The organism is Actinoallomurus acanthiterrae (genome assembly GCF_054775715.1).
The window spans coordinates 7,291,955-7,314,351 of sequence record NZ_BAAHCO010000001.1; the positions used below are offsets into that span (position 1 = coordinate 7,291,955).

Sequence of the window (22,397 nt, forward strand, 5' to 3'; positions counted from 1 at the left end):
TCAGCTCTTGGCCGGAGCCTGGAGGCTCCAGAGCCGTCCGTCGGGGTCGCGGACGATCATTTCCCGGGTCCCGTAATGAGTGTCTTCGAACGGTGTGACCACGTCGACGGCCGGATCGGGACGGAAGGCGTCCGCGTCGGCCACTTTCAGCGCGAGCTGCACCTTGGGCTCGCGGTCCTCGGGGATCTCGGAGATGACGAGAAAAGGCCCCTCGCCGTTGCGGAACACGCCGGAACCGTCGCCGGTGGCGATTTCCAGCTCGAACCCCAGGGACTGGAAGAACTTCGCGGTCTTGCCCCAGTTGCGGGTCTCCAGGAAGACCGCTTCGAATCCTTCGGTCGCCATGTCATGACTCCTTTCCCGATGATCTCGGTCGCTGCCCGTGTGCGTCGTCGAGGTAGGCGCGCAGCGCGTCGGCGACCAGCGCCGACAGGGACATGCCCTCCTCGATGGCGTGATGCTTGACCTGCTTGATCAGCTCCACCGGCAGGTACACGTTGAACTGCTTGACCTCCGCATCACCCATGAGGCCGATGCTAGCACGCTAGCTTTCTAACTCTCTAGCGGCCTCTCTAGGTGAGGCCGATTGACGGAGTGAGTACTCACTCCGTATAGTGGAGGCATGACGGAGACCTCCCCCAAGCCCTCCCGGCGCCGCGCCCCGGCCATGGACGCCGACCAGCGCCGCGCGATGATCGTCGCCGCGGCCCTCCCCCTCGTCGTCGAGTACGGCGCCTCGGTGACGACGGCGAAGATCGCCAGAGCCGCGGGCATCGGCGAAGGCACGATCTTCCGGGTGTTCCCGGACAAGGACGCCCTGCTCAAGGCCTGCGTGGCCGAGGCCGTACGGCCCGACGACACCGTCCGCCACCTCGAGGCGATCCCACTGGACCAGCCGCTCGCGGACCGGCTCGTCGAGGCGGCCGAGGTGATCCGCGGTTACCTGGCCCGCATGGGCGCCGTGATCTCGGCTCTGGCCGCGACCGGGCGGCTCGAGCCTCCCAAGCCGGATGAGGAGGGCCGCCTCCCTGATCGCGAAGCGGGGCTGGCGGCACCTCGCGCGGCGCTGGCCGCCCTGTTCGAGCCCGACCAGGACCGGCTGCGACTGTCCGCCGAACGGCTGGCGGACGCCTTCCAGCTCACGGTGATGTCCGCGGGCCGTACCGGCGCGCCCGACCCGCTGACCGCCGAAGAACTGGTGGACCTGTTCCTGCACGGCGCGATCTCCGCAGGCCAGGGCGATCGGTGACCGCGGCCGACGCGTACGGAGAACTCACGCCCCGTCGCCGGACGCTGGTGACCTTCGCCCTGCTGGGCTGCGCCTTCCTGGCCATGCTCGACGGCACCGTCGTCGGCACCGCGCTGCCTCGCATCGTCGAGCAGGTCGGCGGCGGCTCCTGGTACGTCTGGCTCGTCACCGCCTACCTGCTGACCTCCTCGGTCAGCGTGCCGGTCTACGGGCGCTTCTCCGATTTGTACGGCCGCCGCACGCTGCTGCTCGGCGGGCTGTCGATCTTCCTGGCCGGCTCGCTCGCCTGCGGCCTCGCCGGCTCCATCGAGACGTTGATCGTCTCGCGCGCCATCCAGGGTGTGGGCGCCGGCGCCCTGCTCACCCTCGGCATGGCCCTCATCCGCGACCTGTACCCGCCCGGCCGCGCGCCGGGACTGATCCGCATGCAGACCGTGCTGGCCACGATGATGGTGCTCGGCATGGTGGGCGGCCCGATCGTCGGCGGCCTGCTGGCCGACCACGCCGGCTGGCGCTGGGCGTTCTGGCTCAACCTTCCCATCGGCCTGGCCGCCGGGACGGTCCTCGCCCTCGCGCTGCCCGGGCATCGGCCCGCCACGGCACCCGCCGGCTCGACGCGGCCGGGATCCTCCTGCTCACCGCCGGTCTCTCGCTGGTCCTGATCGGCCTCAGTCTCAAGGGCGACGCCACCGCCGCGGAGCCACGGTCCTGGACCGATCCGCCGATCGCGGGCTCTCTGCTCGGCGGCCTGGCCATGCTCGCCCTGCTCGTGCCCGTCGAGCGGCGGGCGGCCGTCCCCGTCCTGCCGCTGCGGCTGTTCCGCAACCGCACCTACACGGCGCTGCTGGGCGCCGGGTTCTTCTTCCAGGTCGCGGCGCTGCCGGTGGGCATCCTGCTGCCGCTGTACTTCCAGCGCGTCCGCGGCGAGTCGGCGACCGTCTCCGGTCTGCTGGTCCTCCCGCTGCTGATCGGGATGACGCTGGGCAACCGGCTCACCGCCGCCGCCGTGCTGCGCAGCGGCCGGGCCAAGCCCGCGCTGCTGACCGGCGCCGGGCTGCTCACCGCCGGCACCGCGGCCTTCTTCACCCTGGACGCGACGACGCCGCTCGCGCCGACCTGCGCGTTTCTGCTGCTCGTCGGGCTGGGCATCGGGCCGGCGATGGGGGGCATCACCATCGCCACCCAGAACTGCGTGCCGCACGCCGACATGGGCACGGCCACCGCCGGCTCCGCCCTCACCAAGCAGATCGGCGGCGCGTTCGGCCTGGCCTGCGTCCAGTCCCTGATGGGCGGTCACGCCGCGACCGCTTCGGCGACCGGCTCCACCGTCGCCTGGGGCGGAACCGTCGCCGGGCTCCTCGCCCTGACGGCGCTCCTGTTCATGCGCGACCTGTCCATCCCCACGGCCGACAACCACTCGATAACGAGTGCGTCGCACCGTCTTGACGCCGAGAGCCGACGGTCATAGGTTCCCGCACAGGGTTAGGAAAGTTTCCTAACCGCGTCTGAGCAGCGGAGACGCCGTGACCACCTCGACTCCTGGGACTCCCAGCCTGCTGCGGGCCATCAACGACCGCGCCGCGCTGGAGGCGCTGCTCGCTCGGGGCCCGCTGACCCGGCCCGAGATCGGGGCCCTCACCGGCCTGTCCAAGCCCACCGCCTCCCAGCTCCTCACCCGGCTGCGGGAGGCGGGGCTCGTCGTCCTCGACGGGATCCGCGAGGGCGGGCCGGGGCGCACGGCGGAGTTGTACCGCATCAACCCGGACGCCGGGTACGTCGCGGGGCTGGACGTCCGGCGCGCCCGCATCCGGGCCTCCGTCGCCGACCTCACCGGCGCCGTCACCGGAACGTTCGAGCTGCACACGCCGGGCACGTCCGGCGGCGACGCCGTGGCGCGGGCCCGCGCCGCCGTGGAGGGCGCCGCTGAGGCCGCCGGCCTGACCCTCGACCGGATCGACCGGGTCGTCATCGGCCTCCCCGGCGCCCTGGACCCGCGGACCGAGCGGCTCGGGTACGCCTCCCACCTCCCCGGCTGGCACGTTCCCGACCTGCTCAGCCGGCTACGAGACGGCATCGGCCGGCCCGTCGCCGTCGAGAACGACGTCAACCTCGTCGCCATGGCCGAGCTCACGCACGGCCAGGCCACGGGATCCCGCAATTTCGTGCTGCTGTGGGTCAGCGCGGGCATCGGCATGGCGATCGTGCTCGACGGCTCGCTGGTCCGCGGCGCGACCGGAGGCGCCGGCGAGGTCGGCTACATGCCGGTCGCCGCCGCTCCGATCATCCGCGAGCCGGGCCGCGCCAACACCGGTGGTCTGCAGGCCGTCGCGGGCGCGCCCGCCGTGCTCAAGCTGCTGCGCGCCCACGGCTTCCGCGGCAGCGACGCCGGACAGATCGTCGACCGGGCCCGTACGGCGCTGGAGGCCGGCGACGAACGGGCCGCGGCCGGGCTCGGCGAGCTCGGCGCCCGGCTCGCGACCGGCCTGGCCGCGATCGTCAGCGTCCTGGACCCCGAACTGATCGTGCTCGCCGGCGACATCCCCATCGCCGGCGGGGAAGCGTTGCGCGGCAAAGTCGCCCGCGAGCTCTACTCGATGACCATCCCTCGTCCTCCAGTGCTGCTCAGCTCGGTCGGCGGCGATCCCGTCCTGGCCGGCGCGCTCCACCTCGCCCTCGGCGAGACCCGAGAACAGATCTTCTCCAACACCGTTCGCCAACCCTGATCCGGCCCGTTTCCCCGGCCGGCCGCCTTAAGGAGAACAGGAGTGTTCCCACGCCACCGGCGGCTCGTAACCGCCCTCATCGTCACCCTCACCGCGACGGCCTGTACGGCGGGCAGCGGCGGGTCCGCCACCGAGTCCGGGCCCAAAGCGGAGGCCCCGCAGACCATCGAGGTCTGGCACGGCTGGAGCGCCCCGCACGAGGTCCAGGCGTTCGACGCCGCCGTCGCCGGGTTCCACAAGCTGCACCCGAACATCACCGTCAAGCTGGTGAAGGGCCAAGACGACACCAAGATCCTCAATGCCATCCGGAGCGGCAACCCGCCGGACGTGGTCTCCTCGTTCTCCACCAACAACGTCGGCCAGTTCTGCTCGAGCGGCGCGCTCCAGGACCTGACGCCCTTCCTGAAGAAGGACAAGGTCGACATGAGCGTCTTCCCGCAGACCGTGCAGACCTACACCCAGTACAAGGGCGTCCGCTGCACCCTCCCCCTGCTCGCCGACGACTACGCGCTGTACTCCAACAAGGCGCTGATGAAGGGCGAACAGCCGCCGAAGACGATCAGCGAGCTGACCGCCCTGGCCAAGAAGCTCACGGTCCGCAACCCGGACGGCACGATCAAGGTCGCCGGGTTCCTGCCCTCGGTGACGTACTACGAGCACGTCGGCGAGCACGTCGCGCCGAGCTTCGGCGTCAACTGGCTGAACGGCCAGGGGCGGGCCAACTTCGCCACCGACCCGGGCTTCACCAAGTACCTGCAGTGGGAGAAGAGCCTGCTCGACTGGTACGGCTATGACAACGTCAAGAAGTTCGTCCACTCGATGGGACAGGAGTTCGAGGCCTCCAACCCGTTCGAGAAGGGCAAGGTCGCCATGGCGATCGACGGCGAGTGGCGGGTGAAGTTCCTCCAAGACGAGGCGCCGAAGGTCCAGTACGACACCACGCCCGTACCGGTGAACGACGACCGGCAGAACGCCTACGGCGGCGGCTTCGTCACCGGCACCATCATCGGGATCCCGCGCGGCGCCAAGCACCCGCAGGCGTCGTGGGAGTTCGTGAAGTACCTGACGACGAACACCGACGCGCTGGTCACCTTCGCCAACGGCCTCGGCAACGTGCCGAGCACGATTCCGGCGCTGTCCTCGCCGAAGCTGACGCTGCCACCGCAGTTCCACACCTTCCTGGACGTGTTCAAGAACCCGAACAGCACGACGATCCCGTCGACGGTCAACGGCGGTGACTTCGTCGTCAAGTTCGACAGCTTCGTGCAGGACCAGTGGGAACCCGGCAAGGTACCCAACCTGCAACAAGGCCTTACGAGCCTGGACGACAAGGTCAACAGCGCCCTGAAGCTGGCGGGCGGCTGACGATGACGGCCGTGCTCTCGGCCGGCGCGGTGACGGCGGCGCGTGCCCGCCGCCGTCACCGGCTCCGCGTCCTGGCGTTCATGTCCCCGTGGCTGGTCGGGTTCTCGCTGTTCTTCGCCTACCCGCTCGCCGCGACCGTCTACTTCTCCTTCTTCCGCTACAACCTGTTCCAGCTCACGCCCGTCGGGCTGACGAACTACAAGTTCCTGTTCAAGGACCCGTACGCCTGGACGGCGATCAAGAACACCCTGTGGCTGGTCGTCGTCATGGTGCCGCTGCGGGTGCTGTTCGGGCTCGGCCTCGCGCAGCTGCTGTCGAAGATCAAACGAGGCGGGAACATCCTGCGCTCGATCTTCTACCTGCCGTTCCTGATCCCGCCGGTCGCCGCCACGGTCGCGTTCGTGTTCGTGGTCAACCCCGGCACCGGGCCGATCAACGGCCTCTTCGCCAAGGTCGGCATCCACCTTCCGGACTGGTTCAACGACCCGACGTGGACCAAGCCGGGCCTGACGCTCCTGGCCCTGTGGGGCATCGGCGACGTCATGATCATCTTGCTGGCGGCGCTGCTGGACGTGCCCAAGGCGCTGTACGAGGCGGCGGCCATCGACGGGGCGAACGCCTGGCAGCAGTTCCGCCAGATCACGCTGCCGACGATCTCACCGGTGCTGATGTTCTCCGCGGTGACGGGCGTCATCCAGACCCTGCAGTACTTCACGCAGGCGATGGTCGCGGCGCACGTCTCGCAGGGCAACGCCGACCAGGCGGGCACCACCACCGCCCCCGGCTATCCGGACGGGGCGTCCCTCACCTTCCCGCAGACGCTCTACAACGAGGGCTTCCAGCAGTTCAACATGGGCTACGCCTGCGTGCTGGCACTCGTTCTGTTCGTCGTCGCGATGTTCTTCACCCTGATCCTGCTCCGCCGGTTCCACGCGTTCGGCGACGACGACTGAGAGGAGGCGACACATGACCGGCACGACTCTCGCCGTACGCCCATCGGCCGTCGGCTCGCCACCACGGCCCGGCATACGGGGCCGGCGCGGGCGGCGCTTCCTGTACTGGACGGCGACCCACGCGATCGCCATCGCCCTCGCGCTCATGTTCCTGGCGCCGTTGATCTTCATGTTCCTCACCGCGGTGATGAGCTCCGACCAGACCCTCACCGGCGCGCTGTGGCCGAGCAGCTGGCACTGGGAGAACTTCTGGAAGGCGCTGACCACCGACAACGGCGTGATGCTGCACTGGCTCGCCAACACGCTGATCTACGCGGTCCTGGCCACCGTCTTCATGCTGATCTCGAGCGTTCCGGTGGCGTACGCCCTGGCGAGGTTCCGCTTCCGCGGCCGTAAGCTGGCATTCGTCCTGGTCATCACGACGATGATGCTGCCGCCGCAGGTGACGATCGTGCCCTTGTACATCCTCTGGGCGCGCTTCCAGCTGACCGGCACGCTGTGGCCGCTGATCCTCCCGCTGCTGTTCGGCGACGCCTTCTCGATTTTCCTGCTCCGGCAGTTCCTGCTGACGATCCCGAAGGAGTACACCGACGCGGCGCGGGTCGACGGCTGCGGGGAGTTCCGGGCGATGATCCGGGTGATTCTCCCGATGGCCCGGCCGGCGATCGCCGCCGTGGCGCTGTTCCAGTTCTTCTACGCCTGGAACGACTACTTCGGCCCGCTCATCTACACCAAACCGGAGACCTGGACCCTCGCCGTGGGCCTGTCGACCTTCCGCGCCGCCCACCACGTCGAGTGGAACCTGACCATGGCCGCGACGCTCCTGACCGTGCTGCCGGTGATCGTGGTGTTCTTCCTCGCACAACGCGTGTTCATCCAGGGCGTGACGCTGACGGGAGTGAAGGGATGAAGATCTGTGTGGTCGGCGGCGGGTCGACGTACACGCCGGAGCTGGTCGACGGGATCGCCCGCCTGCGCGCGACCCTGCCGGTCTCGGAGCTGGCGCTGGTCGACCCCGACAAGACCCGTCTTGATCTGGTCGGCGGGCTGTCCCGGCGCATCTTCGCCCGGCAGGGGCATCCCGGAACGATCCGGACGACGTCCAACATCGACGAGGGCGTCGACGGGGCCTCGGCCGTGCTCCTCCAGCTGCGCGTCGGCGGGCAGGCGGCCCGCCACATCGACGAGACCCTGCCGCTGGACTGCGGCTGCGTCGGGCAGGAGACGACCGGCGCGGGCGGGCTGGCCAAGGCGCTGCGCACCGTGCCCATCGTGCTGGACATCGCCGACCGGGTCGCCGCGCTGGCGCCGGACGCCTGGATCGTCGACTTCACCAACCCGGTCGGGATCGTCACCCGGGCCCTCCTGGACGCCGGGCACCGGGCGGTCGGCCTGTGCAACGTCGCGATCGGCTTCCAGCGCCGCTTCGCCGCCACGCTCGGCGTCCCGCCCGGCCGCGTACGCCTCGGGCACGTCGGCCTGAACCACCTGACCTGGGAACGCGCGGTGTACCTCGACGAGGAGGACGTCCTGCCGCGGCTGCTGGCCGACCACGCCGAGGAGATCGCCGCCGACCTCGAGCTGCCGGCCGGCCTCATCCGCCGCCTCGGTGTCGTCCCGTCGTACTACCTGCGCTACTTCTACGAGCACGACGCGGTCGTCGCCGAGCAGCTGCACGCGCCCTCGCGGGCCGAGCAGGTGGCGGTGATCGAGGAGGGGCTGCTGGAGATGTACGCCGACCCGGCGCTCGACGAGAAACCGGCCCTGCTGGAGGAACGCGGCGGGGCGTTCTACTCCGAGGCCGCCGTCGACCTGGTCGCCTCCCTGGCCGGCGACCGCGGCGACGTCCAGGTCGTCAACCTCCGCAACGGCGGCCGGCTGCCGTTCCTGCCGGACGAGGCGGTGATCGAGGTCCCGGCCCGGATCACCGCGTCCGGGCCCGAACCGCTCCCGGTCGACCCGGTCGAGCCGCTGTACGCCGGGCTGATCGCCCACGTCGCCGCGTACGAGGAGCTGGCCCTGGAGGCGGCGCTGAAGGGCGGCGTGGACCGGGTCGCCGACGCGCTGCTGGCCCACCCGCTGATCGGGCAGGCGAGCATCGCCGACGAGCTCGCCCCCCGTCTCGTCGCCGCGAACGCCGCCCACCTGCCCTGGGCGGTGAGCGCGTGATCCTGGCGATCGACGGCGGGAACAGCAAGACCGACGTCGCCGTGCTGACCGCCGGCGGCGAGGTCCTGGCCACCGCGCGCGGCGACGGGTTCCGCCCGGTCGCCGACGGCGTGACCGAGGCGGTGGACACCGTCGCCGAGGCGGTCACGCGCGCCCTCTCGGCGGCCGGGGCGGGCACGCCCGTCGACCACGTCTCGGCCTACCTGGCCAACGTCGACCTGCCCGTGGAGGAGGAGCGGTTCCACCGGTTGTTCACCGAACGCGGGTGGGGCCGCGGCGTACGGGTCGGCAACGACACCTTCGCGCTGCTGCGGGCCGGAGCCACCGAGCCGTGGGGCGTCGCGGTCGTGTGCGGGGCGGGCATCAACTGCGCCGGCGTCGCCCCCGACGGGCGGGTCGCGCGGTTCCCCTCGATCGGGCGGGTGACCGGCGACTGGGGCGGCGGTCACCATCTCGGCGAGGAGGCGCTGTGGCACGCCGTCCGCGCCGAGGACGGCCGCGGCCCGCACACCGCCCTGGCCGCCGCCGTCGCCGCGCACTTCGGTCGCGCCGGCGTCGAGGACGTCGCGCTCGCGATCCACTTCGGGGAGCTCTCCGAAGCGCGGCTGGGAGAGCTGTCCCCGGTCCTGTTCGCGGTCGCGGCGGCGGGCGACCCGGTCGCGCGGGGCCTGGTCGACCGGCAGGCGGAGGAGATCGTCGCGCTCGCCACCGTGGCGCTGCGCCGCCTGGACCTGCTCGACGCGCCGGTGGAGGTCGTCCTCGGCGGCGGTGTCCTCGCCGCCAGGCATCCCCTGCTGATGGCCGCGATCGAGGACCGGCTGGCCGACCTCGCCCCGCAGGCCAAGCCCGTCGTCGTCGAGGCTCCCCCGCTGCTGGGCGCCGCCCTGCTCGGTCTCGACGCCGCCGACGCCCCACCGGAGGCGTACGACCGCCTGCGCGCTCATTTCGGCTAGGGCGGTGTGGGGAGGACGGTCGGCTGTTAAAGGGCTCAGCGAACTTCAGTCGCGATGTCGGGATTTTTCCCGTCTTTCAGCACGGGCGCGGATTGGACAAAGCGCCGCCAAGCGCCGATATGGTCGGCCGAACGAAGGGTTCTGCCCGCTCTAGCGGCCAATGCGGCTTCTAGCCGTGGTACAGCACGATAGGTCCGATTTGTAGAACTGCGCCTTTGTTGCCATCTTACCTTGCAGTTGTCTTGTCGGGAATCTACCGGGGAATGCTACAAATTGCAGCGCAGTCCCGGAAAGCGGGAGAGCGCGGCTAGCGACGGCTATCGCTTGATTCCGACAAAAGGAGATTGACGTGCTGAAGAAGACGTGCATCGTCGGCGGCCTGTTCCTCACCACGGCCGCCGGGGCCCTGTTCACAAGCTCGGCCGCGTCTGCGTCGGTTCCCGCCTGGGGCGGCGGCGGCTGCTGTGGCGGCAGCTCCAGCCATTTCCGGTTCTTCTCGCACCACCGGAACTTCAACGCCAACGAGAACGAGTTGTTCAACCGCATCCGCGTCCGGGTCCACAACCGGAACAACAACATCGCCATCGCGCGGAACACGCAGGCGCAGGCGGAGCGGCAGAACCAGTTCGAGCGCCAGTTCGAGCGTCAGCGCCAGTTCGAGATCGACTAAGGATATTCGTCATCGGGTCGCGCTCCTTTCGCAGAGCGCGACCCGATCGCGTTTTCCAGCACGTCGGGAGGCTCAGATCGGCCCGTAGATCGCGCTCTTCCCACCGGTGGCCACAGCCCAGTAGCGGTCACCGAATGACCAGTGCCACCACTCGGTGGGATAGTTGACGAATCCCACGGCGGTCATCACATCGGCCAGCAGGTCACGGTTGGCTCGAGCAGCGCTGGAGACCGGGGCGTTCATCGGGCAGGTGTTCTCCTGGCCCGTACGGTGACCGTTCACCGGACCGCCCATATCAAGCTCAAGGCCGTCGGAGGCTGCGAGGGTCAGATCCACCGCGGCGCTGGCGCAATGCGGTGCGACGTCCACCGGCGAGACGAACGCGCTTGTCTGCTTCCGCAACTCAGCAGGGTCGCTGATGCCTTCGTTCCGAAGGCGTTCTTCATGGCGCGCGAACCGCCGAGCTTGTTCAGCGGTCGTGCGATGGCCTTCGATGACGAGCAACTCGACGCCATCGGGAAGCCTTGCGGTCGCTGCGCGAAGGCGGCCCAGGACACCCTCCCTCACACGACCGTAGCCTCCCCCGGCATCCCGTTCGCGCGAATCCAGGCGGAGTCCCGGGACCATACCGACGTCGGCAAGCGGCTCCCCGCAGTCGATCACAGGAACGCGCTGGACCCGAGGATCACTGAGCAAGAGCAAGAAGCATCCATTCACCAGGAGCCGACCTCCATCGTCTCCATGATCGCATCAAGGCCTGTGGGAGGACGCCGCTGCGTCGACGACGGTGCGACGCGCGGCGCCGCCGCGACGCCCACCCAGCGGCAACCAGGTGCGTGAACCGTCACCAAGGATGACCGAATGCCCGTTTTGGGGCTTGTTGGGCTGTGCGCCGCAGGGATGCCGGCGGGGTTCGCTGGACCTACTCGGCCCGTCGACGAAACGCGCCGTGGCGGCCGTCGCCGGTGGCATTCCGGTCGGGGAGGCCGACCGTCACGGCGATACCAACGACGCCGCCATGCGGATCACGCCCGTCGACATCGCCGTCGGCGGGCGCAGGCCCGAGTCCCTTCTCGACACGCGTCGGCTGGGAGGTGTTGACTTCCTCCCTCCCGAGGGAGGCGGATTCCCGTCGGCCGTGTGGCCGATCCGGCTTAGGCCGGGCGCCTCGCGGCGCGGGGTTCCTGTTTCAGCGCCGACTGCGGAAAGGAGGACCCTTGCCGTCTGACACCAGCTCCACAGGCATCACCAGGGTTGTCCCCGGTTACGGCTCGACCAGCCGCAAGGATGTTCTTGGCCGCGTTGATGTCCCGGTCGTGCCGGGTGCGGCAGGTAGGGCACGTCCAGCGCCGAGTGGACAGGCTCAGTCTGGTGAGCAGGGGCCCGCAGACCGAGCAGGTCTTGGAAGAGGGGAACCAGCGGTCGATCACCACGAGGGTGCGTCCGGCACGTTCGGCCTTGTACTCCAACTGCCGCCGGAACTCCCCCCACCCCGCATCGCTGATGACCCGCGCCAGCTTGTGGTTCTTGACCATGTTCTTGATCGCGAGGTCTTCGATCACGATGGTGTCGGCCCGACGGACCAGGTTGGTGCTGGTGCGGTGCAGGAAGTCGGCGCGGGCGTTGCGGACCTTACGGTGGGCGCGGGCGACTTTCGCCTTGGCCTTACGGCGGTTCATGCTCCCACGCTGGCAGCGGGCCATCCGCCGCTGGTAACGGGCGAGGTTGCGGGCCTTGCGCTCAAGGTGGCGGGGGTTGGCGATGCGTTCCCCGTCGGAGGTGACCGCGAAGTCCTTGACGCCCAGATCGACGCCGATGGCGTGCCCGGCGGTCTCCAGGGGGTCGGGGGCGTCGGTGTCGATGGCGAAGGTCACGTACCAGCGGCCGTCCGGATCGCGGGAGATGACGACCATGGTGGGGTTGAGCGTGGCCACCTCGACGTCGTCGAAGGACCACACGTACCTCAGCGGCGTGGTGGTCTTGGCCATGTGCAGCTCGCCGTCCTTCATGCGGAACGCCGAGCGGGTGTAGTGCGCGGTCTGCCGGGAGCCTCGGTTCTTGAACCGCGGGTATTTGGCGCGGCCGGCGAAGAAGTTCGCGAACGCCGCGTGCTGATGCCGCAGCGTCTGCTGCAACGGAACCGAGGACACCTCGGACAAGAACGCCAGGTCCTCGGTCTTCTTCCACGCCGTCAGCGCCGCGTCGGTCTGCCGGTAGGAGGTCCTCTCGCCCCGCTGATGGTACGCCGCGTGGCGGTCGGACAGGGTCTTGTTCCACACCAGACGCACACACCCGAACGTGCGGCTGAACACCGCCGCTTGCTCGGGGTCCGGGTAAGCCCGGCACTTGTACGCCGTCCGCATGCCCGGGACATTACACGTGCCACATCGGCGTGTAAGGCGATTGGTCGAATTCCGATGGACTCTATTCTTGGGTCCGTCCCGGCTTCGCCGGATCGCTCCTGGCGGAGTCCGAATTCCTCCCCAGCCTGAAGGCCGGGACATCCCTCGGAGGAGCAGGTGAATACGACCACCGCCGCGTACGCCCTGCTCGCCATCCTCCACACCGCCTTCGGCGTCGGCGCGGGTTCCCTACTAACCGTCGTGTCGTCGTCCGCATCGGCCCGGCGAGGTGCGTCCTCGCCATGCCCGGAACCGAGGTCCTGCGCATCCCCGCCTTCGACGTACGGGCGGTCGACAGCGACGGCGCCGGTGACGCGCACGTCGGCGTCTTCGTCGCCGGTCTCGCGGAAGGACTGTCACCGGCGCGGGCCGCGTTGCGCGCCAACACCGCCGCCGCGATCGCCGTCACGCGCCGCGGCCCGGCGACCGCGCCGACCCGTACGGACGTCGATCGTCTCCTCGACGGGGCATGGCGGAAACGACCTGGATGGAAGGCTCGCCGGTGCTCACACGGTTCCGCGTGTGAGCACCGGCGAGCGGCGGTGAGGTCAGCCGGTGTACGGGGCGAAGATCTTGGAGAACTCGTAGGGCTGCTGCGGGATGTTGGTGCACTGGTAGAGCGCGCCGGTGCAGGCGTTGCGGTCCCTGGTCTCCTCCCAGAACGCGAGCATCCCGAGGTGGTGCTGCTTGGCGAAGGTCACGAGCTGCCGGGCGTCGTCCTGGTTGTAGACGTTGTGGTCGTCGTTCTGGCCGAGCATCGGGGTGACGCCGACCATCGCCCAGAGCTGGGCGTCGGTCCTGCCCGGGTACAGCGTCTTGAGCTGGTCGTAGGTGGACTGTGCGGCCTGCACCGCCGCGTCGCCGTAGTCGACGGAACGGTAGTAGTCCATGGCCATGACGTTGACGAGGTCGAGGTCGACCCCGGCGTTCTCAGCGGACGTGACGACGTTCAGGCCGTCGGCGGTCAGGCCCTCCGGCAGCACCGGCAGCGTGAGGGAGATTCTCAGGCCGGGATGGCTCTGCTGCAGCCGGGCCAGGGCCTGCGACCGCCGGTCCACCGACGCCTTGTCGGCGACCGCGGCGCCCTCGATGTCGAAGTCGACGTACTTGGCGCCGTAGGCGTCCACGACCGCGGCGTACTCGGTGTACAGCGAGTTCACGTCGGTACATGCCTGAGCGAGCTCGATGCCGGACGCGCCGCCGAAGGAGATCTTCACGTCGCCGCCCGCGGCGCGCAGCTTGTCGATCTCGTCCTTCTGCCAGGCGGCCCTCGGATCGTAGGCGTTGAACCAGCTCGCCTTGCACCCGGCGCTCGTCACGAACGCGAGGGTGAAGCCCTTGAGCCCGCCCGCCTGCGCCATGTCGCTGAGGACGGGGGTCGGCCAGGAGCCCATGTCGACGTACGGCGCGACGTACGGCCGGTTGCCCGACGGTGGCGGAGAGCCGGCGTCGGTGGTCGCGCTCACCTGGGCGGAGAAGGCGGAGAGGTTTCCGGCGGCGTCCCTGGCCCGCACCTTGAACGTGTAGGTCGTCGCGGGCTGGAGCCCGGTGACCGTGGCGGTCGTGCCGGAGGCCGTGGTCGCCAGGGTCGTGCCCTGGAAGACGTCGTATCCCGTGACGCCGGTGTCGTCCGTGGCGGCGGTCCAGGACAGCGACACGCTCGACGAGGTGTGGCCGGTCACGTTGAGGCCCGACGGCGCGGACGGCGGTTGGGTGTCGCCACCGCCGCTGCCGCCGTCGCAGGAGGCGCCGTTCAGCCTGCAGCCGGACGGGGCGGCGGTTCCGGAGGCGACGAAGCCGAAGCTCGCCGTGGCGCCGGGGGCGATCTGCCCGTTGTACTCCCGGTTCTTGAACGTGTAGTGGTCACCGGATTTCGAGAGCAGCGCGTCCCAGTAGGTGCCGACCGTGGTCGACGCGGTGAGGTCGAACTCCACGGTCCAGCCGCTGATCGTCGTGGTTCCGGTGTTCTTGATCGTGTACTGGGCCTGGTAGCCGGTGTCCCAGCTCGAGGTCTTGGCGAACGTGGCGGTGGCGGCGGTGGCCGCGTGGGCGGGGCGGGCGACGACGAAGCCGGCGAGCAGGGCCGTCGCGGCGAGAGTGACGAATAGGCGTCTCAACGTCTCGCTCCTGGCGGGGAGAGGAGGAAGGATGGCCCCCGAGAAAGCTTTTAGTAAGCTTTCCTGTAAGTTCGTACTCCGCCGGGCGACCCGCGTCAAGGGCGTGCCCGGCCCGGCCGCTCACAGCGGAAGCCGGCCCGGTCACGCAGGATCGGGGGTCCGGGCCGGCTTCCGCCGGCCGCCGCGTCCGGACTATCCCTGGACCGCCAGGTACTTCACCTCCAGGTACTCCTCGATGCCCTCGAATCCGCCCTCACGCCCGAGACCGGACTGCTTGATTCCGCCGAAGGGCGCGGCGGCGTTCGAGACCAGACCGCGGTTGAGGCCGACCATGCCCGCCTCGAGGGCCTCGCCGACGCGCAGCGCGCGGTCGAGATCACGGGTGTAGGCGAAGGCGACGAGTCCGGCGGACGTGGCGTTGGCCGCCGTGACCATGCTCTGCTCGTCGGGACAGGCGGTGATCGGGGCGACCGGCCCGAAGATCTCCCGGGTGACGAGTGGCGCGTCCTCCGGAACGCCGGTCAGGACGGTGGGCGGGTAGAAGTGACCGGGACCGGGCAGCGGCCGGCCGCCGACCATCACCTTGGCGCCGCGTCGTTCGGCGTCGGCGACCAGCCCTTCGATCCGGTCCCGGGCGGCCGTGTCGATGAGCGGCCCGACCTGCGAGTCCGGGTCGGTGCCCGGGCCGGGGCGCAGCGCCGCCAGCCGGTCGGCCAGCCCCTGGGTGAAGGCGTCGGCGACCGCCTCGTGCACGAGGAAGCGGTTGGCGGCCACACACGACTGTCCGGCATTGCGCATCTTGGCGAGGACCGCGCCGTTCACCGCTTCGCCGACGTCCGCGTCGGCGAAGACGAGGAACGGCGCGTTGCCGCCCAGCTCCATGGACGTCCGCAGGACGCCGTCGGCGCTCTGAGCGAGCAGGTGCCGGCCGACCTCGGTCGAGCCGGTGAAGGACAGCTTGCGCAGGCGGCCGTCGCCCAGGAGCGCCGTCGTCACCTCCGCCGGCGACAGCGTCGGCACGACGTTGACCACGCCGTCCGGCACACCGGCCTCGGCGAGCAGCGCGGCCAGCGCGAGGGCGCACAGCGGCGTCTGCTCGGCGGGCTTGACGACCATCGTGCAGCCCGCCGCGAGGGCGGGCCCCACCTTGCGGGTGACCATGGCCAGCGGGAAGTTCCACGGCGTGACGAGATAGCACGGCCCTACCGGCTGCCGCGTCGTGAGGATGCGGTGATCTCCGGACGGCGCGGTCCGGAAGTCGCCGCCGATCCGGACGGCCTCCTCGGCGAACCAGCGCAGGAAGTCGGCGGCGTAGGCGACCTCGGCCCGCGACTCGTCGAGCGGGCGGCCGGTCTCCGCGGTGGCCAGCCGGGCCAGGGGCTCGGCACGCCGGTTCATCAGCTCGAACGCGCGCCGCAGGATGTCGGCGCGGGTCCGCGGCGCGGTCGCCGCCCAGGCCTTCTGGGCGCCGGCGGCCGCGTCCAGGGCCCGGGCCGCGTCCCGTTCGGTGGCGTCGGCCACCGAGGCGATGACCTCGCCGGTCGCGGGATCGGTCACCTCGAACGCGGCGTCCGCGGGAGTCCACGCGCCGCCGATGAACAGGTCGCGCGGCACCTCAACGTCGATGCTCATCACGCCTCAGCTCGCGGCGGCGAGGAGGCCGTGGATCTCCTCGGAGGTCGGGAATCGGGGCGTGTTGGCCATGACCTCGTCGTCGAGCGCGTCCTTGGCCAGCAGGTCGAAGTCCTCGTCCCGTACGCCGTGGTCGCCGAGCCGGCCGGTGAGCCCGACCCGGGCGCCGAGCGCGCGGACGGCGTCGATGGCCGCGCCGGCGTTCCACTCGGCCGACCGCGTGGTGTCCCCGACGCCGAGCGCGAACGCCGCCTGCGCGGTCCGCTCCAGCCGTACGGGCAGGTTGAACCGCAGGACGTGCGGCAGCAGCATGGTCAGCGCCACGCCGTGCACGATGTCGAACCGCCCGCCGAGCGGGTGGGCGATGCCGTGGCAGATGCCGAGCCCGGTCGCGGCCATGCCGATGCCGGCCATGTGCGCGGCTAGCAGCATCTGGGCGCGGGCCTCCAGGTCGGCGCCGTCGCCGTAGGCGGCGGGAAGATGGGCGGCGACCATCCGGATCACCTGCAGGGCGATGCCGTCCGACCAGGGGTTGGCCCGTACGGAGCTGAACGACTCGAGGGCGTGGGTGAGCGCGTCCATGCCGGTCGCGGCGGTGGGCCCGGGCGGCAGGCCGACGGTGAGCTCCGGGTCGAGGACGGCCGCATGTGGGAGCGCGGTGGCGTGCCCGACGTAGAACTTCCGATGGGTCTCGACGTCGGTGATGACGCCGAACGCGTTGGTCTCGGCGCCGGTGCCGGCGGTGGTCGGGACGGCGACGATCGGCAGCGCGGGCGCGGCGAACTCGCTGCTGTAGTCGAGGTCCCGGCCGCGTTGCGGATTGACGGCGGCGAGGGCGATGCCCTTGGCCGCGTCCATGGCGGAGCCGCCGCCGAGCGCCACGATCGACTCGGCCTCCGCCTCTTGGGCGACGTCGGCGCCGGCGCCGACGTCGTCGGTGGTCGGGTTGGCGTGCACGCCCGCGAAGACGGTCACCTCGGTGCCGGCGAGGGCGCCGCGCACGGCGTCGAGCACGGGGGTGGCCGCGATGCCGGGGTCGGTCACGACCAGCACGCGGCGGGATCCGGTGAGCTCGCCGAGCATGCGCACCGCGCCGGCGCCGAGGTGCGCGGCCGGCATCGGGGTGAGGGTGAGACCGGTCTCGGTCAGCGAAGGCATGATCACGCTCCCTGGGGGGTGAGCCGGAGCGGAGCACCCGTCAGGTCCTCCCAGAGCTTGACGGGCGCCATCTCGCCGGCGAGGTCGCCGTAGGCGCGCCGGGCGCGCCGGTAGACCTGTTCGACGAGGGCGGACAGCTCGGCGGGCACCTTGACCTCGCGGGCCAGGTCGACCGCCAGGCCGAGGTCCTTGCAGGCCAGCGCGAGCGCGAAGGACTCGTCGTAGTCGCCGTCGCGCAGCACCGACAGGACGTCCCGGTCGAGGAAGTTGCTGGCGGCGGGGCTGGCGAGCAGGGCGTCGCGCAGCACGCCGAGGTCGACGCCGGCGCCGGTCCCGATGGACAGCACCTCGGTGGTGGCGACGAGATGCGCGAACCACAGCAGGTTGATCATCAGCTTGACCGTGTAGCCGGCACCGTGGCCGCCGACGCGCATGACCCGCTCCGGGTCGCCGAGGACCTCGAGGACCGGCCGCACCCCCTCAACGACCTCCGGGTCGCCGCCGACGAAGATCTGCAGAGTGCCGGCGCGCGCTCCGGTGGCCATGCCCGACACCGGCGCGTCGAGGACGTGCACGCCACGGCCGTCCGCCAGGACCCGGACCCGGTCGGCGACCTCGGGGACGGAGGTGGACATGTCGATCCACACCGCGCCGGGGGCCAGGGCGTCCAGCAGGCCGCCCGGTCCGAGGAGCACCGCCTCGACGTGCCGGGGCGTCGGCAGCATGGTGATGACGGCGTCGCGGCCGGCGCCGGCCTCGGCGGGGCCGGCGGCGCAGGTCGCGCCGAGCCGCTCGTGCTCGGCGGCGGCGTCGCGGCGCACGTCGTACACGGCCACGTCGTATCCGGCCGCGAGGAGGTTGCGGCACATGGGCCCGCCCATGTGCCCCAGGCCGATGAATCCCAGTTTCACGAGTCCCCCAGGTGGATCCAGGTGGTCTTGAGGGCGGAGTAGGCGTCCAGCGCGTGCAGGGACTTGTCCCGTCCGCTGCCGGAGTCCTTGAATCCGCCGAACGGCGTGATGACGTCGCTGGCGTCGAAGGTGTTGACCCAGACGGTGCCGGCCCGCAGGGCGCGGGCGACCCGGTGCGCCGTGCCCAGGCGCCTGGTCCAGACGCTCGCGGCCAGCCCGTACCGGGTGGCGTTGGCCAGCCGCACGGCCTCCTCCTCGGAGGTGAAGGTGGTCGCGGTCAGGACCGGGCCGAAGATCTCCTCCTGGGCCACGCGCGCGTCGTTGCGAACGTCGCGCAGCACGGTGGGGGCGACAAAGTAGCCGCCGGAGCCGGCGCGGACCCGGTCGCCGCCCGTGATCACCTGGCCGCCCTCCTCCCGGCCGAGCGCGACGTAGCCGAGGACGCGGTCGAGCTGCGCCTGGTCGACGATGGCGCCCATCCGTGTGACGGGGTCGAGCGGATCCCCCGGCCGGATGCCCTCGGCGACCTTGACGACCTCGGCGAGCAGGTCGTCCATGACGCGCGCGTCGGCGAGGAGCCGGGAGCCGGCGTTGCAGGTCTGCCCGGCGTTGTAGAAGATCCCCCAGGCGACCGCCGACGCCGCGGCGCTGAGGTCCTCGGCGTCGGCGAGCACGACCTGCGGGGACTTGCCGCCGAGCTCGAGCGACACCTGCTTGCCGTTCGACCGCGCGGCGTACTCGAGGAACCTTCGTCCGGTCTCGGTGGACCCGGTGAAGGCGATCTTGTCGACGTCCGGGTGGAGGCCGAGGGCCGCCCCGGCGACGGGCCCGAGGCCGGGGACGACGTTGAGGACGCCGTCGGGCAGGCCGGCCTCACTGGCCAGCTCGGCCAGCCGGAGGGCGCTGAGGGAGGACTGCTCGGCGGGCTTGAGCACCACCGAGTTGCCCATCGCCAGCGCCGGGGCGATCTTCCATGAGGTGATGATCAGCGGGTAGTTCCAGGGGACGACCGCGCCGACGACGCCCAGCGGCTCCCGGGTGATGAGCGCGAGCGCGTCCGGGCCCGTCGGGGCGATCTCGTCGTAGGCTTTGTCGATCGCCTCGGCGTACCACTGGAGGCAGGAGGCCGCGCTCGGGACGTCCACCCGCAGGGACTCGCCGATCGGCTTGCCGACGTCCAGGGTCTCCAGGAGCGCCAGTTCCTCGAGGTTCTCCCGGATCAGCGCGCTCAGGCGCAGCAGCACCTCCTTGCGGTGGCGCGGGCTCGCGCGGCCCAGCGGCCGTCCTCGAACGCGGTACGGGCGGCCCGTACGGCGCGGTCCACATCCGTCTCGGTCGCCGCCGCGACCTGGGCGAGCTCCCGGCCGTCGCGCGGGCCGACGGTCGCGAACGTCCCGCCGTCCGCGGTGGGCGTGAACCGGCCGTCGATGAACAGCTCGCGGCGCGGGGCGATCCGGGCGGCGCGGTCGCGCCACTCTTCGTAGGTGGTCACGTCATTCCCCCTTCCAGCGGCGTATCGCTGCCGGGTCGATCTCGGCCCCCAGGCCGGGGGCGTCGGGCACGTGGATGTGGCCGTCGGCGTCGACGCCGACCGGCTCGGTGAGGAAGAAGTCCCGGCGCTGCGGCGTCCAGCCGGGCGGGTCGTAGGGGAACTCCACGTACGGGCCGCCGCCCACGCCGGCGGCGACGTGCAGGTTCGCCAGGACGCCGAGGCCGTTGCTCCACGTATGCGGAGTGAACCAGCGGTGCTTGGCGAAGGCCAGCTCGGCGAGGGTCCGGGCGCGCAGCATGCCGACCGACAGGACGACGTCCGGCTGGTACACGTCGAGGGCGTCCGCCTCCAGCAGGTGGAGCAGTTCGGCCATGGTCCGCACCATCTCGCCGCCGGCGACGCGGATCCCGGTCTGGGCCCGGACGGTCCGCACGCCGTCGATGTCGTACTGCGGCAGCGGCTCCTCCAGCCACAGCACGTCGAGCTCGGCCAGCTCCGTGGCCACGCGGCGCACCGACGCGAGGTCGAGGGCGGGTTCGATGTCGCCGGACATCCGCCAGGACTGGTTCAGGTCGACCATCAGGGCGATGTCGTCGCCGACCGCCTCCCGGGTCGCGCGGACGGTGGCGACGCCCTCGGCGAGCCGGTCCCGGGCGACCCGGATCTTCATGGCCCGGAAGCCCGCCTCCTTGGCGGCCAGGGCCGCCTCGGCGCGTTCGGGCGGCGGCTTGAGCTCGCCGAAGGAGGCGTACGCGGCCAGCCGGCCGGTCGCGCCGCCGAACAGGCCCGCCACCGGCAGGCCGGCGACCTTGCCGATGATGTCCCAGAGTGCCGCCTCCAGCGGCCAGTACCGCCCCGAGTGGAAGTTGATCGTCTCGAGGGTCTTGACGTGGTTCACGATGGCGAGCGGGTCGCGGCCGAGGAACAGGTGCTCATGGGCTTCGAACCCGTCCATCGTGTCGCCCGAGCCGTACCCGACGACGCCCTCGTCGGTCTCGACGGTGACCAGCGTGGCGTCGAAGGATCTGCGCGGGACCGGGTCCCACGCCGCGTTGAACGGCGGATCCAGCGGCAGCCGCATCCGGTCCAGGCGAATGGCGGTGATCTTCACGCGTCCCCCGGGGGTGTGTAGAACGGGTTGGCCGGCGCGTGCCGGGCGTCGAGCGCGTCGGCGACGGACGGCGTGCCGGCCGCGCCCGCGCGCAGCGCCGACCGGGTGGCCTCGCGGTTGTTGGCGTAGACGAGGTCCGCGTCGGCGGCGGCCGGGTTGACCCAGACCGCGGCGATGAGGACCAGGTCGTCGACCGCGTCCTCGGGGACGGTCCCGTCGGCGACCGCGTCCATGACCCCGGCCGCGACCCCGGCCTGGGCGGCTCCCCAGGTCAGGTCGGCGTGCTCCGGCGTCTCGACGGCGGCCTTGTTGACGAACAGGGTCATCGGCTTGGCCGGCAGCCCCGGCCGCAGCACGGCGACGAACGGCACGTGGCCCGTACGAGGGGTGGCCAGGGCGGTGGCCCAGGCGACTCCGGCCGGTCCGGCCCGGTGGCCGAGCACGGTGTTGATGTGGGCGGCCTCGGCGCCCTCGCCGATGAAGCTCTCGCCGATCCGCGGGTCGGCGGAGGTCGCTGCCGGGACGGTCACTTCACGAACCCCTGTTCCTTGAGCCAGTCGTGCGCGACGGTCTTCGGCTCGAAGCCCTGCGCGTCGACCTTGGCGTTGAGCTGCCGCATGGTCTCGTCGGTGAGCTTGGCCGCGACCGGGTCGAGGTACTTGCGGATCTGCGGGTACTTCGCGTCGGTGTCCTGGCGGAGGGTCGGCGCGGCGTTGTAGACCGGGAAGAAGCGCCGGTCGTCCTGCAGGACGGTCAGGCCCATGGAGGCGACGCGCCCGTCCGTGGCGAAGACCTCACCGAAGTTACAGGTCGTCCCCTTCTTCGTCTCGGTGTAGATCACGCCGGTGTCGAGCATCTTGACGTTCGACTTCGGGATGGTCATCCCGTACGCCCTGGTCATTCCCGGCCAGCCGTCGTCGCGGGTGGAGAACTCGCTCTCGATGCAGAAGGTCGCCTCGTTCGGCTTCGTCCGGGCGAGGTTCGCCAGGTCGGACAGTTTGGTGACGCCGAGCGCGGCCGCCTTGTCCTTGCGGATCGCGAAGGCGTACGTGTTGTTCAGCGGCGCCGGGGCACCCCAGACGATCTTGTTCTTCGCCAGGTCCTCTTTCGCGACGGCGTCGTACTGCTGCCGCGGGCCGGGGACGGGCTTGGTGTGCTTGAGGTAGGTCACCCACCCGGTGCCGGTGTAGTCCCAGTACACGTCGATGTTCTTCGACAGCAGGGCCGTACGGGTGTTCGTGGAGCCCTTGATGTTGGTCTTGTCGGTCACGGACGCGCCGTGGGCCTTCAGCAGGTCGATGGTGATCTCGCCGAGGATGATCGACTCGGAGAAGTCCTTGGACCCGACCGTCAGGGTCGTGCCCTTGAGCTCTTGGCCGAGACTGCCCTGCGCGACGGTCTGACTGGACGAGCCGCAGGCCGTGAGCGCGGCGGCGGCCACGACGATCGCCGTGCAGGGTAGGAGGGCCCGGCGGGAGAAAGTGGACATGGC

General features: G+C 70.9%; 21 protein-coding genes and 2 pseudogenes. 11 read left to right on the top strand and 12 right to left on the bottom strand.

Annotated features, from left to right (window positions below):
* Both ACYVF7_RS34400 and ACYVF7_RS34405 read right to left on the bottom strand, forming a co-directional pair.
* Nucleotides 1-345 carry a VOC family protein gene (locus ACYVF7_RS34400; protein ID WP_460348923.1) on the bottom strand — a complete coding sequence of 115 codons (345 nt, stop codon included), beginning with the start codon at nt 343-345 and terminating at the stop codon, nt 1-3.
* 1 nt (nt 346) lies between these two features.
* Complete coding sequence (locus ACYVF7_RS34405) at nt 347-526, bottom strand: ribbon-helix-helix domain-containing protein (RefSeq protein WP_460348925.1); 180 nt, start codon at nt 524-526, stop codon at nt 347-349.
* A gap of 96 nt (nt 527-622) precedes the next feature.
* On the opposite strand from ACYVF7_RS34405, the gene ACYVF7_RS34410 reads away from it, so the two are divergent.
* The 10 genes from ACYVF7_RS34410 to ACYVF7_RS34455 all read left to right on the top strand — a co-directional run bounded on the left by ACYVF7_RS34410 (nt 623) and on the right by ACYVF7_RS34455 (nt 10,082).
* Nucleotides 623-1,249 carry a TetR/AcrR family transcriptional regulator gene (locus ACYVF7_RS34410; protein ID WP_460348927.1) on the top strand — a complete coding sequence of 209 codons (627 nt, stop codon included), beginning with the start codon at nt 623-625 and terminating at the stop codon, nt 1,247-1,249.
* On the top strand, nt 1,246-1,911 hold the full coding sequence (locus ACYVF7_RS34415) for an MFS transporter (RefSeq protein ID WP_460348929.1): 666 nt from the start codon (nt 1,246-1,248) through the stop codon (nt 1,909-1,911). The genes ACYVF7_RS34410 and ACYVF7_RS34415 overlap by 4 nt, the downstream gene beginning before the upstream one ends.
* On the top strand, nt 1,911-2,717 hold the full coding sequence (locus tag ACYVF7_RS34420; RefSeq protein WP_460358267.1) for an MFS transporter: 807 nt from the start codon (nt 1,911-1,913) through the stop codon (nt 2,715-2,717). Before ACYVF7_RS34415 ends, ACYVF7_RS34420 begins: the two co-directional genes overlap by 1 nt.
* A gap of 55 nt (nt 2,718-2,772) precedes the next feature.
* Nucleotides 2,773-3,972: an ROK family transcriptional regulator gene (locus ACYVF7_RS34425; protein ID WP_460348931.1), complete on the top strand. Its 1,200-nt coding sequence runs from the start codon at nt 2,773-2,775 to the stop codon at nt 3,970-3,972.
* 42 nt (nt 3,973-4,014) lie between these two features.
* A complete protein-coding gene (locus tag ACYVF7_RS34430; RefSeq protein ID WP_460348933.1) occupies nt 4,015-5,337 on the top strand; it encodes an ABC transporter substrate-binding protein in 1,323 nt (440 codons plus the stop codon).
* A 2-nt stretch (nt 5,338-5,339) separates the two neighbouring features.
* Nucleotides 5,340-6,290: a carbohydrate ABC transporter permease gene (locus ACYVF7_RS34435; RefSeq protein ID WP_460348936.1), complete on the top strand. Its 951-nt coding sequence runs from the start codon at nt 5,340-5,342 to the stop codon at nt 6,288-6,290.
* A gap of 13 nt (nt 6,291-6,303) precedes the next feature.
* Nucleotides 6,304-7,200: a carbohydrate ABC transporter permease gene (locus tag ACYVF7_RS34440; protein ID WP_460348938.1), complete on the top strand. Its 897-nt coding sequence runs from the start codon at nt 6,304-6,306 to the stop codon at nt 7,198-7,200.
* Nucleotides 7,197-8,459, top strand: a complete 1,263-nt coding sequence (locus ACYVF7_RS34445; protein WP_460348940.1) for a 6-phospho-beta-glucosidase — start codon at nt 7,197-7,199, stop codon at nt 8,457-8,459. The genes ACYVF7_RS34440 and ACYVF7_RS34445 overlap by 4 nt, the downstream gene beginning before the upstream one ends.
* Nucleotides 8,456-9,412, top strand: a complete 957-nt coding sequence (locus ACYVF7_RS34450) for an N-acetylglucosamine kinase (protein WP_460348942.1) — start codon at nt 8,456-8,458, stop codon at nt 9,410-9,412. The genes ACYVF7_RS34445 and ACYVF7_RS34450 overlap by 4 nt, the downstream gene beginning before the upstream one ends.
* A 349-nt stretch (nt 9,413-9,761) precedes the next feature.
* On the top strand, nt 9,762-10,082 hold the full coding sequence (locus tag ACYVF7_RS34455; RefSeq protein WP_460348944.1) for a hypothetical protein: 321 nt from the start codon (nt 9,762-9,764) through the stop codon (nt 10,080-10,082).
* Nucleotides 10,083-10,154: 72 nt separating this feature from the next.
* On the opposite strand, the gene ACYVF7_RS34460 is transcribed toward ACYVF7_RS34455, so the two are convergent.
* Both ACYVF7_RS34460 and ACYVF7_RS34465 read right to left on the bottom strand, forming a co-directional pair.
* A complete protein-coding gene (locus ACYVF7_RS34460; protein WP_460358270.1) occupies nt 10,155-10,709 on the bottom strand; it encodes a M15 family metallopeptidase in 555 nt (184 codons plus the stop codon).
* Between the two features lie 527 nt (nt 10,710-11,236).
* Complete coding sequence (locus ACYVF7_RS34465) at nt 11,237-12,445, bottom strand: RNA-guided endonuclease InsQ/TnpB family protein (protein WP_460348946.1); 1,209 nt, start codon at nt 12,443-12,445, stop codon at nt 11,237-11,239.
* A gap of 125 nt (nt 12,446-12,570) precedes the next feature.
* Here ACYVF7_RS34465 and ACYVF7_RS34470 point away from each other — a divergent pair.
* A pseudogene (locus ACYVF7_RS34470) lies at nt 12,571-12,900 on the top strand (PfkB family carbohydrate kinase); the annotation flags it as partial.
* 132 nt (nt 12,901-13,032) lie between these two features.
* Here the strand turns inward: ACYVF7_RS34470 and ACYVF7_RS34475 are convergent.
* The 8 genes and pseudogenes from ACYVF7_RS34475 to ACYVF7_RS34510 form a co-directional block, all read right to left on the bottom strand.
* Nucleotides 13,033-14,601, bottom strand: coding sequence for a glycoside hydrolase family 18 protein (locus tag ACYVF7_RS34475; protein WP_460348948.1), 1,569 nt, complete (start codon nt 14,599-14,601; stop codon nt 13,033-13,035).
* 192 nt (nt 14,602-14,793) lie between these two features.
* Nucleotides 14,794-16,233, bottom strand: a complete 1,440-nt coding sequence (locus tag ACYVF7_RS34480) for an NAD-dependent succinate-semialdehyde dehydrogenase (RefSeq protein WP_460348950.1) — start codon at nt 16,231-16,233, stop codon at nt 14,794-14,796.
* Nucleotides 16,234-16,239: 6 nt separating this feature from the next.
* Nucleotides 16,240-17,391, bottom strand: a complete 1,152-nt coding sequence (locus ACYVF7_RS34485) for an iron-containing alcohol dehydrogenase (RefSeq protein WP_460348952.1) — start codon at nt 17,389-17,391, stop codon at nt 16,240-16,242.
* A 2-nt stretch (nt 17,392-17,393) separates the two neighbouring features.
* Nucleotides 17,394-18,302, bottom strand: a complete 909-nt coding sequence (locus ACYVF7_RS34490) for an NAD(P)-dependent oxidoreductase (protein ID WP_460348954.1) — start codon at nt 18,300-18,302, stop codon at nt 17,394-17,396.
* Nucleotides 18,299-19,794 (bottom strand): annotated as a pseudogene (locus tag ACYVF7_RS34495) (aldehyde dehydrogenase). The gene ACYVF7_RS34490 and the pseudogene ACYVF7_RS34495 overlap by 4 nt, the downstream one beginning before the upstream one ends.
* Nucleotide 19,795: 1 nt before the next feature.
* A complete protein-coding gene (locus ACYVF7_RS34500; protein WP_460348956.1) occupies nt 19,796-20,905 on the bottom strand; it encodes a mandelate racemase/muconate lactonizing enzyme family protein in 1,110 nt (369 codons plus the stop codon).
* Nucleotides 20,902-21,435, bottom strand: coding sequence for a formaldehyde-activating enzyme (gene fae / locus ACYVF7_RS34505; RefSeq protein ID WP_460348958.1), 534 nt, complete (start codon nt 21,433-21,435; stop codon nt 20,902-20,904). Before fae ends, ACYVF7_RS34500 begins: the two co-directional genes overlap by 4 nt.
* Entirely contained in the window at nt 21,432-22,394 is a 963-nt protein-coding gene (locus ACYVF7_RS34510) for a glycine betaine ABC transporter substrate-binding protein (protein ID WP_460348960.1), read from the bottom strand. The genes fae and ACYVF7_RS34510 overlap by 4 nt, the downstream gene beginning before the upstream one ends.
* Nucleotides 22,395-22,397 lie beyond the last annotated feature (3 nt).